This is a genomic window from Bordetella sp. (genome assembly GCF_051960075.1).
Classification (GTDB): domain Bacteria; phylum Pseudomonadota; class Gammaproteobacteria; order Burkholderiales; family Burkholderiaceae_B; genus Bordetella.
In genome coordinates this window covers 68,104-81,415 of sequence record NZ_JBQCER010000091.1, presented here as the reverse complement: position 1 = coordinate 81,415, position 13,312 = coordinate 68,104, and the positions used below count along the sequence as shown (strand labels likewise).

Genomic DNA, 13,312 nt, shown 5'->3' with positions numbered 1-13,312 from the left:
GCGGGTTCCGTTCGTTCGACCCTCATTCTACTGCCACCCGGCCAGGGTTTACCTGGACGACCCCTGGGCGGACAGGGTTCGCACCAACGCCTGGGCCAGCCGCTCGCCCGCCGCCCCCATGCCGATGCGGCAGCCGCACGAGGCCAGATCCACCGTACGCAAACCCTCGTAGCCACAGGGGTTTATCCAGGTGAAGGGCGTCAGATCCATATCCACATTGAGTGCCACGCCGTGATACGTGCGGCCGTTGCGCACTTTGATGCCCAGTGCGGAGATCTTGGCCAGTTCGGTCGGTTCCGCTGCTGCGGCCGTTTCACCGCCCGTGCGCGGCCACGGCACGTAGACGCCCGGCGCGCCGGGCTTGAGGCAGGCATCGGCAAGGCCCAGCTCGCGCAGCAGATCGATGACGGCCTGCTCCACGCGGCGCACGTATTCTTTGACGAAATAGCCGGCCCGCTGCAGATCGAGCAGCACATAGGCCACGACCTGCCCGGGGCCGTGGTAAGTGACCTGACCGCCGCGGTCGGTCCGGACCACCTCGACGTCATGCGCGGCCAGAATGTGCTCGGGCTTGCCCGCCAGCCCCAGCGTGAATACGGGCGGATGCTCGACCAGCCAGATCTCGTCGGGCGTATCGGCCGCGCGCGCCTCGGTGAAAGCGCGCATGGCTTCCCAGGTCTCCCGGTAAGGCGCCGGGGACGGCAGAACGCGAACCTGCATCACTGCGCTGAATACCTATGCAAAACCGGCGACAGGGCCTTACTTTTTGAGCAGATCGCGGATCTCGCGCAGCAGGGCCACGTCTTCGGGCGTGACGGGCGCGGGCGCGGGGGCTTCGTCTTTCGTGCGGGCCATGTTGACGCCCTTGACCATCCAGAAGATCACCAGGGCCAGCAGGACGAAGTTGATGATGATGGTCGCGAAATTGCCCCAGGCCAGCACATTGGCGCCCGCCTTGGTCAGATCCGCATACGTCATCGGGCCGGCATAGCCCTTGGGCATGGCGAGCACGATGAACTTGTTGGTGAAATCCACCGAGCCGCCCAGCACGAAGTTGATGACAGGCATGACGATGTCTTTGACCAGCGAATCGACGATCTTGCCGAAGGCCGCGCCGATGATCACGCCGACAGCCAGATCGATAACGCTGCCTTTGACGGCAAAAGCACGAAATTCTTTGATAAAGCTCATTTTTCCACCCCTCGGGTCCGAGCCCAGGTATCGGTTTGAATAATCGGCTCCAGCGAGACCGGTAGCTATGATACGCAGCTGCAATAGCGCCGATGTTACAAATAGCCACCGTCCCGGCGAGACCCGGCGCCGCGCCTGCCGAAAACGTGCACTTTGAAAAAAAGCTACACTATCTTCATAATCGGCCACGCGCCAGTGTCCCCAGTTTTAGCGCGGACGCCGAGCTTTGCTCTTAAATACAAGGACTTACCCGCCATGATGGTGCTCTACTCCGGCACGACCTGCCCCTTTTCGCAACGTTGCCGCTTCGTGCTTTTCGAAAAAGGCATGGACTTCGAGATCCGGGACATCGACCTGTACAACAAGCCTGAAGACATCTCGGTCATGAACCCCTACGGCCAGGTGCCCATCCTGGTCGAGCGCGATCTGGTGCTGTACGAGTCCAACATCATCAACGAATACATCGACGAGCGCTTCCCCCATCCGCAACTGATGCCGGCCGACCCGGTCATGCGCGCGCGCACCCGCCTCTTCCTCTACAACTTCGAGAAAGAGCTGTTCGTGCACGTTTCCACCCTGGAAGACCGCAGCGCCAAGCCCGACGACAAGAAGATGAACCTGGCCCGCCAGGCCATCCGCGACCGCCTGGCCCAACTCGCCCCCATCCTCATCAAGAACAAGTACATGCTGGGCGAAGAGTTCTCCATGCTCGACGTGGCCGTGGCCCCGCTGCTATGGCGCCTGGACCACTACGGCATCGAACTGCCCAAGAATGCCGCCCCGATCCAGAAGTACGCCGAACGCATCTTCTCGCGCCCGGCCTACATCGAGGCGCTCACGCCGTCCGAAAAAGTCATGCGCCGCTAATCGGCCTACGGACTGCACACGCCATGGGCGAGACCTCGACCAAACCCTACATGATCCGCGCGCTGCACGAGTGGTGCACCGACAACGGCTATACGCCTTACGTCACGGTACATGTCGATGCGCACACACTGGTGCCGCCGGCTCATGTGCGCGACGGGCAGATCACCCTGAACGTGGGCACGCTGGCCACGCACAACCTGGTGCTGGGAAACGAGTTCATCGAATTCCAGGCCCGTTTCGGCGGCATCACCGAGAACGTCTCGGTGCCGGTCGGCGCGGTCAGCGCCATCTATGCGCGCGAGACCGGCACGGGTATGGGTTTCGAGGTGCAGCCCTACGAGCCGGGCGAACGCCCGGCGCCCGCGCCGGCGGCGGAGCCCGCTGCCGCTGCGTCTGACGATGTGGCGCCGACCGACGGCGGCGACGCGCCCAAGCGCCCGCGCCTGACCATCGTCAAATGAGGCTGTTGGTTTAGCGGCCCCGCCGTGCGGCACAGCCCGCGCGATCAACGTCTAATACAATCGCTGCCTCGCGCTCGTCGACGCGCGAGCCCACGCCGGTGTAGCTCAGTTGGTAGAGCAGCTCACTTGTAATGAGAAGGTCGAGGGTTCGATTCCTTTCACCGGCACCATTTACCTATGGCTAGATGCCTTGCGGGGCGACCGCGAGGGTCGGCACGGCATCCGCATCAACGACCCATGGCACTGACACCCCAGCTCGCCGACAAGATCCGCCGCATGCCCAAGGCAGAGCTCCACCTGCACATCGAGGGCACGCTGGAGCCGGAGCTGATTTTCGCGCTGGCCGAGCGCAACGGCGTGACGCTGCCTTACGCGTCGGTCGAGGCGCTGCGCGCAGCGTACGCGTTCAACGACCTGCAATCCTTTCTCGACATCTACTACGCCGGCGCAAGCGTTTTGCTCACGGAAGACGACTTCTACGACATGACGCGCGCCTATGTGGAGCGCGCCATGGCCGATCATGTGCGCCACGCCGAGATCTTCTTCGATCCGCAGACCCACACCGCGCGCGGTGTGCCGATCGCGACCGTCATCGGCGGCATCGAGCGTGCGCTGGCCGAGGCCGAAGCGAAGCACGGCTTCTCCAGCCGCCTGATTCTGTGCTTTTTGCGCCACCTCCCGCAAGAGGATGCGCAGCGCACGCTCGACGAATCGCTGCCGTACTTCAGCAGCCACGCCCATCGCCTGATCGGCGTGGGCCTCGATTCGTCCGAGCTCGGCCATCCGCCGTCCAAGTTCGCGCGCGTGTTCGAGCGCTGCCGCGCGCTCGGCCTGCGCATCGTCGCGCATGCGGGCGAGGAGGGCCCGCCGGCCTATATCCACGAGGCGCTCGATACGCTGCACGCAGAGCGCATCGACCACGGTGTGCGCGCAATCGAAGACGAAGCCCTGATCGAGCGCCTCGCGCGCGAGCGGATCGCGCTGACCGTCTGTCCGCTCTCGAATGTGCGCCTCAAGGTGTTCGACCACATGGGCCGGCACACGCTGCGCGATCTGCTCAAGCGCGGTCTGGCCGTAACGATCAACTCCGACGATCCGGCCTACTTCGGCGGTTACGTCAACGACAATTACCTCGCCGTGTTCGATGCGCTCGACATGACCGAAGACGATGCCTACGCGCTTGCGCAAAACAGCTTCGAAGCCTCGTTCATCGACGACGGCCGCAAACGCGAGTTCATCGGTGAACTCGAACGTTTCCGCGCGGACGCTGCCTGATCAGGCAGCTGTCGACTGCCCCAGTTTGGCCTCCGTGCAGCCCATGCCATTGCCCTCGCGCTGACGGACCCAGGCGAGCTGCCCGCTCTGGGGTGCGGCGTGCCGCGTGCCTTAGCGCATCGATGCGCTTCAAATCATTACAAATCCCGGGCTCCGGCAATGCCATGGAATGCACCCGCCGCGCCGGGTTCGAAAAAACCCCAGGCCTCGGCTAGACTCGCCATTCCACCCTATCCCGAGCCGAAGCGGCGGGCCGTTGTCCGTCGCTTCGGTCTTGTCGCAACCGCATAGCGGCCCGTGTCCGGGGTCGATCTCGTCGCCAGAAAAAACGCATGAGCAAACTCAGTCCACCGCCCATCCAGCGCTCGCGCCGCGGGGCCATCGTGCTAACGGTGATCGTCGTTGTCCTGATCGCCGCGGTCGCCAGCCACCTGATCGGAAAGAAAGCCCCCCAACGGGCGGCGCCCGCACAGGTCGTGAGCGTGGCCCAGGCCGTCACGGGCGACATGCCGGAGATCATGAACGAACTGGGCACGGTAACGCCCGTAGCGACGGTCACCGTGCTGCCGCAATTGAGCGGCTTTCTGACCGAAGTGGGCTACCAGGAAGGCCAGGAAGTCCAGAAAGGCCAGTTTCTGGCGCAGATCGATCCGCGCCAATACCAGATCGGCAAACAGCAGGCGCAGGCCCAACTCGCCAAAGACCAGGCCGCGCTAGCGCAGGCTCGGTCCGATCTGGCCCGCTACACACAGCTATTCCAGCAAAAATCCATCGCCGAACAGACCTACGCGAACCAGCGCTTCACCGTGCAGCAGGACGAGGCCGCGGTACAGGCCGACAGGGCCAGCATCGCACAGTACGACCTGGACCTGGATTACTGCCGCATTACCGCGCCCGTGTCGGGTCGCGTCGGGCTGCGGCTGGTCGATCCGGGCAATTTCGTCAGCACCTCCACGTCCACCGGCATCGCGGTCATCACCACCATCAAGCCGACCACGGTTCAATTCACTGTGCCGCAGAACTCGCTGGCGCGCATCATCGAGCGCTTCAACAGCGGCGACACGCTGCAGGTCACGGCCTACAACAGCGACAACACCAGGAAAATCGCCGTCGGCACGCTCTATGCGATCGGCAACCAGATGTCCACCAGCACCGGCACCGTCATGCTGCGCGCGCGTTTCGCCAACGACGACGAAGCGCTCTTTCCGAATGAGTTCGTCAATGTTCAGTTGCGGGTCGACACGCTGAAAAATGCGGTGCTGGTGCCCACGCCGGCGGTGCAGACCGGTGCGCCGGGCGACTATGTCTATGTCGTCAACGCAAACGACACCGTAACGTTGACCAAGGTCACGCCCGGGCCGACCGACGGCAGCCACACGGCCATCCTGGCCGGATTGAAAGCGGGCGATAAGGTCGTCACCGACGGCATGGATCGCCTGAGCGACGGCGCGCAAATCCGCGTGGCGGGAGCGCCGCCGACGGCGCAGCAGGGTGGGTCGAAAGCCAAGCCGCATCCCGCCGCCGGCAATGCGCAGTGATGATCGCGTCCGTTGACCGATGAATATTTCCCGCCCGTTCATTCTGCGCCCGGTGGCGACGTCGCTGCTGATGATCGCCCTCGTGCTGGTGGGTCTGGTCGCCGTGCGCTTTCTGCCCGTATCGGCGCTGCCGGACGTCGACTACCCCACCATTCAGATACAGACCTTCTATCCCGGCGCAAGCCCCAACGTGATGGCCACCACGGTGACCGCGCCGCTGGAGGTGCAGCTGGGCCAGATTCCCGGTCTGCAGCAGATGACCTCCTACAGCTCGGACGGCGCCTCGGTCATCACGCTGCAGTTCAATCTGTCGCTGAACCTGGATGTAGCGCAGCAGAACGTGCAGCGGGCGCTGAACGGCGCCAACAGCTATCTGCCCAGCGGGCTGCCGGCGCCGCCCACCTATGCCAAAGTCAACCCGGCCGACCAGCCCATCCTCACGCTGGCGATCACGTCCAAGTCGATGTCGCTCACGCAGTTGCAGGACGTGGCCAACAACCGCCTGGCGATGAAGATCTCGCAAGTGCCGGGCGTAGGCGTGGTGACCGCGGCCGGCGGCAATGTGCCCGCGGTGCGCGTGGAGGCCGACCCCCAAAAGCTCGCGGCCTACGGCCTGAACCTGGACGATCTGCGCACGCTGCTGGCCAACGTCAACGTCAGCCAGCCCAAGGGCAACTTCGACGGTCCCGAGCTTGACTACACCATCAACGGCAACGACCAGATCTCCGATCCCAAAGATTATCTGGATACGGTAATCGCCTACCAGAACGGCGCGCCTGTGCATCTGCGCGACGTCGCGCGCGTCGTCAAGGCCGCGCAGAATGCCTCGCTGGGCGCCTGGTACAACAAGCAGCCCGCCATCGTGCTCAATGTGCAGCGCCAACCTGGCGCGAACGTGATCGCGACCGTCGACGAGATCAAGCGCCGCCTGCCCCAGCTCGAGGCGACGCTGCCGACCGACATGAAAGTGACGGTGGTGTCCGACAGCACCGGCGTGATCCGGGCGTCGGTGTCCGACGCAAGCGTCGAACTGCTGCTGGCCATCGCGCTGGTGGTAGCCGTGATCTTCGTCTTTCTGCGCAACCTGCCCGCGACCATCATTCCCAGCATCTCGGTGCCGGTGTCGCTGATCGGCACGCTGGCCGTGATGTACGAACTCAATTATTCGATCGACAACCTGTCGCTCATGGCCTTGATCATCGCCACCGGCTTCGTCGTCGACGACTCGATCGTGATGATCGAGAACGTGGTGCGCTATATCGAAGAGGGCATGACGCCGCTGGAGGCTGCGCTCAAGGGCGCGGGCCAGATCGGCTTCACCATCCTGTCGCTGACGGTATCGCTGATCGCAGTGCTGATTCCGCTGCTATTCATGGGCGGCGTGATCGGACGGCTGTTCAGCGAATTCGCCATCACGCTCTCCGTGACCATCGTGATCTCGGCCGTCGTCTCGCTCACGCTGGTGCCCACGATGTGCGCCCGCGTCATACGCGCCCAGGCGCAGCGTCATCCCAGCCGATTCGAGATCCTCAGCGAGAAGGCCTTCGACAGGACGCTCGCCGCCTACGAACGCGGCCTGGTGTGGGTGCTGGACCACCAGCGGCTGACGCTGGGCGTGGCGGTGCTCACGCTGGTGTTTACCGTGGGGCTGTACCTGTTCATTCCCAAGGGCCTGTTTCCGGTGCAGGACGTGGGCGTGCTCCAGGGCATCAGCGTGGCCGATCCCTCGGTGTCGTACAAGGCCATGGTGACGCGCCAGACCGCCCTGGCCGACGTCATCCTGAAAGACCCGGACGTGGTGTCGCTGACGTCGTACGTGGGTGTGGACGGCACCAACCCGACGCTCAACAGCGGGCGCTTTCTGATCAACCTGAAACCGCGCGACGACCGCACGCACAGCGCCGCCCAGATTGCGCGGCGCCTGCGTGGCGAGGTCGACGGGGTGCCTGGCATCCGGCTCTATCTGCAGCCCGCGCAGTCGTTGACGCTGGACACCACCGTCTCGGCCAACCAATATCAGCTGGTGCTGCGCGGCCCCAACCAGCAGGCTTTCCAGCAGTATGTGCCGACATTGCTGGAAAAAATGAAGCAGATCGGTTCGATCACCGACGTCACCAGCGACATGAACAACGACGGGCCGGCGATCAACATCGAGGTCAACCGGCAGCTGGCGGCCCGCTTCGGCATCACACCCGCCACCATCGACAATGCGTTGTACGACGCGCTCGGCCAGCGCATCGTGTCGACCATCTTCCAGCAGGCCAACCAGTACCGCGTAATCCTGGTCGCCAAACCCGAAGCGCTGACCAGCGTGGCCTCGCTGGGCAATATTTATCTGCCGAGCCAGACAGCCAGCAGCGGCCAGGTGCCCCTGAGCGCGCTGGCCAGGATAGAGATCGTCAAATCGCCGCTGGTCATCAGCCACCTGGCGCAGTTCCCGTCGGTCACGATCTCGTTCAATCTGGCGTCCGGCGCGTCGCTGTCTACCGCGGTAGGCCAGATCAAGCGCGCCGAGCTGGACAGCAGACTGCCCCCGTCGATCACTGCCGAATTTCAGGGCGCGACGCAGGCATTCGAAGACTCGCTCTCCAGCGAGGTCTATCTGCTGATCGCAGCGCTGATCACGGTGTACATCGTGCTGGGCGTGCTGTACGAGAGCTTCATTCATCCGGTGACCATTCTCTCGACTCTGCCGTCGGCCGGCATCGGCGCGCTGCTGGCACTGATGCTCGCCGGCAACGACCTGGACGTGATCGGGATCATCGGCATCGTGCTTCTCATCGGCATCGTCAAGAAGAACGCGATCATGATCGTGGACTTCGCGCTCGATGCCGAGCGCAACCACGGCAAGGCGCCGCGCGATGCCATTTTCGAGGCGTCGCTGCTGCGCTTTCGCCCCATTCTCATGACCACGCTGGCTGCCATGCTGGGCGCGCTGCCCATGCTGCTGGGCACCGGCACCGGATCGGAGCTGCGTCGACCGCTGGGTCTGGCCATTATCGGCGGCCTCACGCTCAGCCAGCTGCTGACGCTGTTCACCACGCCGGTGATCTACCTGTTCTTCGACCGCGCCGCGCAGCGCCTGCGCCGCAAAGTCGGTAAAGACGGCGCAGCGTCCGACGCCGAGGCCAGCCGGGATCCGAGATGAACGTCACCGGGGTCTTCATCCGCAGGCCGGTGGCGACCACGCTGCTGGCCATCGCAACCGTGCTGTCCGGCCTGCTTGCGTTTTTCAAGCTGCCGGTCGCCCCCCTGCCCAACATCACCTTCCCGGTGGTGGTCGTGCAGGCCAGCATGGCAGGCGCGAGCCCGGCCACCATGGCCTCGACGGTGGCCGAGCCGCTGGAACGGCGACTGCAGACCATCGCCGGCGTGAACGAGATGACCTCGACCAACACCGTCGGATCGACGCGGATCATCGTGCAATTCGATCTGGCCCGCGACATCAACGGCGCCGCGCGCGACGTCCAGGCGGCCATCCAGGCGGCCCGCGCCGATCTGCCCAGCACGCTGCGCAGCAACCCCACCTACCGCGAATTCAATCCGGCCGATTCGCCCATCATGGTGCTCGCGCTGACCTCGGACACGCTGACCAAGGCGCAGCTCTACGATTCGGCCGACTCCGTCATCCAGCAGCAGCTTTCGGCCATCGACGGCGTCGGCCAGATCACGCTGGGCGGCGGCGCGCTGCCCAGCGTCCGCGTCGAGCTCGAACCCAACAAGCTCAATCACTACGGCATCGGCCTGGAGGACGTGCGGGCGGCGATCGGCGCGGCCAATGCCAACAGCGCCAAGGGCCAGCTGGACGTGGGCGATCAGCGCTATGAGATCCTCTCGAACGATCAGATCAACCGGGCTGCGCCCTATCGCGACCTGGTGATCGCCTATCGCGGCGGCGCGGCCGTGAAGCTGTCCGATGTGGCGGACGTGCTCGATTCGAACGAAAACATCCGCAACGCCGGCCTCTACAACGGCAAGTCGGCGGTACTGGTCATCGTCTATCCCCTGCCCGGCAGCAATATCGTCAACACTGTCGGGCAGATCCGCAGCGTGTTGCCGTCCATCGAAGCCCTGCTGCCCAGCAACATCCACGTGGGCGTCGCGATGGACCGCTCGGAGTCGGTCAACGCCTCGGTCGGCGACACCGAGCGCACGCTTTTCATCGCGGTGCTGCTGGTGATCGGCGTGGTGCTCGTCTTCCTTCGGTCGCCCCGCGCGGTGCTGATTCCCGCGGTGGCCCTGCCGATATCCCTCATCGGCACCTTCGGCCCGATGTACTTGCTGGGCTACAGCCTGGACAATCTATCGCTCATGGCTCTGACCATCGGCACAGGCTTCGTCGTCGACGATGCGGTGGTCGTGCTGGAAAACGTGATGCGCCACATCGAAGACGGCATGAACCCCTTCGAGGCGGCACTCAAAGGCAGCGCAGAGGTCAGCTTCACGGTGATTTCAATGAGCCTGTCGCTCATCGCGGTGTTCCTGCCCATTCTGCTGATGCCGGGCGTGCTGGGCATGCTGTTTCACGAATTCGCCGTCACGCTGTCGATTTCCATCCTGATCTCGCTGGTGGTGTCGCTCACGGTCACGCCGGTCATGTGCGCCTATGTGCTGCGTCGCGAACGCACAGCCCCCGCCCCGGCGCGCTGGGCCCGCTGGGTCGAATCCCAGCTCGAACGCTTCAAGAACGCCTACGACCGCTCGCTGACGGTCGCGCTCAACCACTCCCGAGCAGTAATCCTCGTACTGATCGCCCTGGTGATCGGCAATCTGTTCCTGATCCGCCTGCTGCCGGCAACTTTTTTCCCGGAGCAGGACACCGGCCTGCTTATCGGCAACATCATCGCCGACCAGAGCATCTCCTTTCCGGCGATGAAGAAAAAGCTCGCGCAGATGCAGCACATCGTCCAGCAAGACCCGGCCGTGGCGTCGGTCGCGGGCTTTACCGGCGGACGGGCGCTCAATTCGGCGACGGTATTCATCCAGCTCAAGCCGCTCGCCGAGCGCCGCGCCTCGGCTCAGCAAGTGGTCAACCGGCTCAGGCCCAAGCTCGCGCAGGTGTCCGGCGGACGCCTCTTTCTGCAGGCCCAGCAGGACCTGCGCATCGGCGGACGCCAGTCGGCGGCCGAGTACCAATACACGCTGACCGCCGACGACCCCGAGACCATTTTTCAATGGACGCCGAAGCTGGTCGACGAACTCAACAAGCATCCCGACAAGCTGACCGACGTGAACTCCGACCTGCAGCAGCATGGGCTGCAGGTCTACCTGAATGTCAATCGCGCGCTGGCGGCGCGCTATGGCTTTCGGCCCAATCAGATCGACAGTGTTCTGTACGACGCCTTCGGTCAACGCACGGTGTCGACGGTCTACAACGCCCTTAACCAGTATTTCGTGGTGATGGAGGTCGCGCCGAAATACTGGCAGTACCCGCAGATGCTGGACCGCGTATTCCTCAGCGCGGCGGCCGGCAACGTCAACGGCAGTTCCCAGACCCAGATGTCGAGCGCGCTGGTGCCCAATGCGGCCAAGTCGACGGCGAGCGGCACCAACACGCGCAACGCCGACGCCGCGGCCAACGCCGCGACCAACAGCATCTCCAACAGCAAGGGCAGCGCCTCCAGCGGCAGCGCCGACAGCACCGCGGCCGAGACCATGGTGCCGCTGTCGGCAATGTCGAGCTGGACCACCGGCCACACCGCCACGCAGGTCAATCACCAGGACGGCCTGGTCGCGGGCACGATCTCTTTCAATCTGCCGCCCGGCGGCTCGCTGAGCGCCGCCAGCCAGACGATCGACCAGGCCCTGCGCGACATCCGCGCGCCCACCTCGCTGCACGGCGCCTTCGCCGGCGCGGCGCGCTCGTTCGCGCAATCGATGGGCACCATTCCGCTTCTGATTGCCGCGGCGATCGGCGTGGTCTACCTGGTGCTGGGCATTCTGTACGAAAACACCGTCCATCCGCTGACGATCCTGTCTACGCTGCCGTCCGCCGGCATCGGCGCCACGCTTGCGCTTCTGGTGTTCGGCACGCCCTTCTCGGTGATCGCGCTGATCGGCATGATCCTGCTCATCGGCATCGTCAAGAAAAACGGCATCATGATGGTCGACGTGGCGATCCAGAAGCAGCGCCAGGAAGGCCTGGACGCGCGCACGGCCATCCACCACGCCGCCGTGCTGCGCCTGCGCCCGATCATGATGACCACCGCCGCGGCCGTGCTCGGCGCCGTGCCGCTGGCCGTGGGCCTGGGCCAGGGCGCGTCGCTGCGCCAACCGCTGGGCATCACGGTCATGGGCGGCCTGCTCCTGAGCCAGGTTTTCACGCTCTACACCACGCCGGTGATCTATCTCTATCTGGACCGCCTGCGCGCCCGGCTCGCGATCTGGTCCGCCCGCCTGCCCTGGAACCGGCACTTGAACACGAACGCATGATGAACCCGACCTTCTATGCACCGATCGCACCGGACCGCGCCACACGCGGCGCCCTCGTCCTGTTGATGTGCGCGCTGCTCTCCGCTTGCGCGGTCGGCCCCGATTACCAGCGGCCGGACGTCCCCGTTCCGGCCGCCTACAAAGCGCTGCCCGGCTGGACGCAAGCCGATCCCAATGCCGTCATGGCGCCCAAAGGGCAATGGTGGCAGGCCTTTCACGATCCGCTGCTCGATGCACTCGAGCCGCAGGTCGAAAGCTCCAACCAGACCGTGCGCCAGCGCTACGCCAACTACCAGCAGGCGCTGGCCGAAGTCAAGGTTGCGCGCGGTGCGCTGTTTCCGACGCTGGGCGCGACGAGTTCGTTCACCCGCCAGCGCAGCGCCACCGCATCGACCCTGTACAACTCGGGCACGCTGGAGGGCAGCGCGAGCTGGGACCTCGACCTCTGGGGCAAGGTGCGGCGCTCGATCGAAGAAAACCAGGCCACCGCCCAGGCGGATCAGGCGCTCCTGGCCAATGCGGTGCTCTCCGAGCAGACCGCCCTGGCTACTGCGGTCATCGAGCTGCGCACGACCGACGCCAACATCGACCTCCTGCAGCAGACCGTCGCGGCAGACCAGGAGGCGCTGCGGGTCGTCGAAAATCAAAGCCGCGCCGGAACGACGCCGCCGTCGGACCTGATCACGGCGCGCGTGCAGCTCGAAAGCGCGCAGTCGAGCCTGATTGCGCTGGGCGTGGCGCGCGCCCAGTACGCCCATGCCATCGCGGTGCTGGTCGGTAAAAACCCCGAAGACCTCGATATCCCGCACAACCCCAGGCTGCCCGATTTGCCGCAGGTTCCCGTGGGCGTGCCGTCGACGCTGCTGCAGCGGCGCCCCGACATCGCCGCGGCAGAGCGCCAGATGGCCGCGCAGAACGCCGCCATCGGCGTCGCGATAGCCGCGTTCTATCCTGATATTTCGCTGTCCGCCCTGGACGGCTTCGCGCAGTCGCCGCTCACCAGCCTGCTGCGCGCAGCCAACCGCATCTGGTCGCTCGGCGCCGATGCGAGCCTGACGCTGTTCGACGGCGGCACGCGCAGTGCCGCGGTGCAGGCCGCACGAGCCGGCTACGACGCCACGGTGGCGAACTACCGCGGCGTGGTGCTGGGCGCGTTCCAGGGCGTCGAGGACAATCTGTCGGGCCTGCGCATTCTGACGCAGCAGGCCGAGGTTCTGAACCGCGCCGTGGCCGACGCCGCCCAGGGCGCGCAGATCGCTCTGAACGAATACCGCGCGGGCACGGTGGACTACACCACCGTCGCCACGGCCCAGACGGCGTTGCTGAACAATCGGCAGTCGTTGCTGAACGTCGAGCAGCAGCGGCGGCTGACCACGGTCTCGCTGATCGGAAACCTGGGCGGCGGGTGGTCGGCGGACGCATTGCAATCGACCGTACCCAGTACTAACCCCAATGCCAAACAATTGACGCTTAAACAATAGGCTCTATAAGATTTGCACCACACTGCGGCGTAGCCCCTGCTACGCCTTTTTTATCTTCATCCGCCAC

Annotated in this window: 9 protein-coding genes and 1 tRNA gene; 8 read left to right on the top strand and 2 right to left on the bottom strand. The window is 64.8% G+C overall.

The window, feature by feature from the left end; genetic code table 11:
• Nucleotides 1-48: 48 nt before the first annotated feature.
• Nucleotides 49-720, bottom strand: coding sequence for a lipoyl(octanoyl) transferase LipB (lipB, locus tag ACTHJ1_RS15795; protein WP_440194168.1), 672 nt, complete (start codon nt 718-720; stop codon nt 49-51).
• A 39-nt stretch (nt 721-759) separates the two neighbouring features.
• Nucleotides 760-1,191 carry a large conductance mechanosensitive channel protein MscL gene (gene mscL / locus ACTHJ1_RS15790; protein ID WP_440194165.1) on the bottom strand — a complete coding sequence of 144 codons (432 nt, stop codon included), beginning with the start codon at nt 1,189-1,191 and terminating at the stop codon, nt 760-762.
• 255 nt (nt 1,192-1,446) lie between these two features.
• Here mscL and ACTHJ1_RS15785 point away from each other — a divergent pair, with 255 nt between their 5' ends.
• The 8 genes from ACTHJ1_RS15785 (at nt 1,447) to ACTHJ1_RS15750 (ending at nt 13,245) form a co-directional block, all read left to right on the top strand.
• Nucleotides 1,447-2,058: a glutathione S-transferase N-terminal domain-containing protein gene (locus ACTHJ1_RS15785; RefSeq protein WP_330917101.1), complete on the top strand. Its 612-nt coding sequence runs from the start codon at nt 1,447-1,449 to the stop codon at nt 2,056-2,058.
• 23 nt (nt 2,059-2,081) lie between these two features.
• Nucleotides 2,082-2,519, top strand: a complete 438-nt coding sequence (locus ACTHJ1_RS15780; protein ID WP_440194163.1) for a ClpXP protease specificity-enhancing factor — start codon at nt 2,082-2,084, stop codon at nt 2,517-2,519.
• A gap of 94 nt (nt 2,520-2,613) precedes the next feature.
• A tRNA-Thr gene (locus tag ACTHJ1_RS15775) sits at nt 2,614-2,689 on the top strand.
• Nucleotides 2,690-2,762: 73 nt separating this feature from the next.
• The gene (locus ACTHJ1_RS15770) at nt 2,763-3,794 is read left to right on the top strand and encodes an adenosine deaminase (RefSeq protein WP_440194312.1); all 1,032 of its coding nucleotides are present in this window, start codon (nt 2,763-2,765) and stop codon (nt 3,792-3,794) included.
• Between the two features lie 332 nt (nt 3,795-4,126).
• Entirely contained in the window at nt 4,127-5,332 is a 1,206-nt protein-coding gene (locus ACTHJ1_RS15765) for an efflux RND transporter periplasmic adaptor subunit (protein WP_440194160.1), read from the top strand.
• Nucleotides 5,333-5,351: 19 nt separating this feature from the next.
• Complete coding sequence (locus tag ACTHJ1_RS15760; protein ID WP_440194157.1) at nt 5,352-8,480, top strand: efflux RND transporter permease subunit; 3,129 nt, start codon at nt 5,352-5,354, stop codon at nt 8,478-8,480.
• A complete protein-coding gene (locus ACTHJ1_RS15755) occupies nt 8,477-11,764 on the top strand; it encodes an efflux RND transporter permease subunit (RefSeq protein ID WP_440194154.1) in 3,288 nt (1,095 codons plus the stop codon). The genes ACTHJ1_RS15760 and ACTHJ1_RS15755 overlap by 4 nt, the downstream gene beginning before the upstream one ends.
• Entirely contained in the window at nt 11,761-13,245 is a 1,485-nt protein-coding gene (locus ACTHJ1_RS15750; RefSeq protein ID WP_440194151.1) for an efflux transporter outer membrane subunit, read from the top strand. The genes ACTHJ1_RS15755 and ACTHJ1_RS15750 overlap by 4 nt, the downstream gene beginning before the upstream one ends.
• The last annotated feature ends 67 nt before the right edge of the window (nt 13,246-13,312 follow it).

What these genes read in the sequence shown, in the direction of transcription:
- mscL (WP_440194165.1), bottom strand. Translation starts at nt 1,191, where the DNA reads ATGAGCTTTATCAAAGAATTTCGTGCTTTTGCCGTCAAAGGCAGCGTT.
- ACTHJ1_RS15780 (WP_440194163.1), top strand. Translation starts at nt 2,082, where the DNA reads ATGGGCGAGACCTCGACCAAACCCTACATGATCCGCGCGCTGCACGAG.
- ACTHJ1_RS15785 (WP_330917101.1), top strand. Translation starts at nt 1,447, where the DNA reads ATGATGGTGCTCTACTCCGGCACGACCTGCCCCTTTTCGCAACGTTGC.
- lipB (WP_440194168.1), bottom strand. Translation starts at nt 720, where the DNA reads ATGCAGGTTCGCGTTCTGCCGTCCCCGGCGCCTTACCGGGAGACCTGG.
- ACTHJ1_RS15750 (WP_440194151.1), top strand. Translation starts at nt 11,761, where the DNA reads ATGATGAACCCGACCTTCTATGCACCGATCGCACCGGACCGCGCCACA.
- ACTHJ1_RS15755 (WP_440194154.1), top strand. Translation starts at nt 8,477, where the DNA reads ATGAACGTCACCGGGGTCTTCATCCGCAGGCCGGTGGCGACCACGCTG.
- ACTHJ1_RS15760 (WP_440194157.1), top strand. Translation starts at nt 5,352, where the DNA reads ATGAATATTTCCCGCCCGTTCATTCTGCGCCCGGTGGCGACGTCGCTG.
- ACTHJ1_RS15765 (WP_440194160.1), top strand. Translation starts at nt 4,127, where the DNA reads ATGAGCAAACTCAGTCCACCGCCCATCCAGCGCTCGCGCCGCGGGGCC.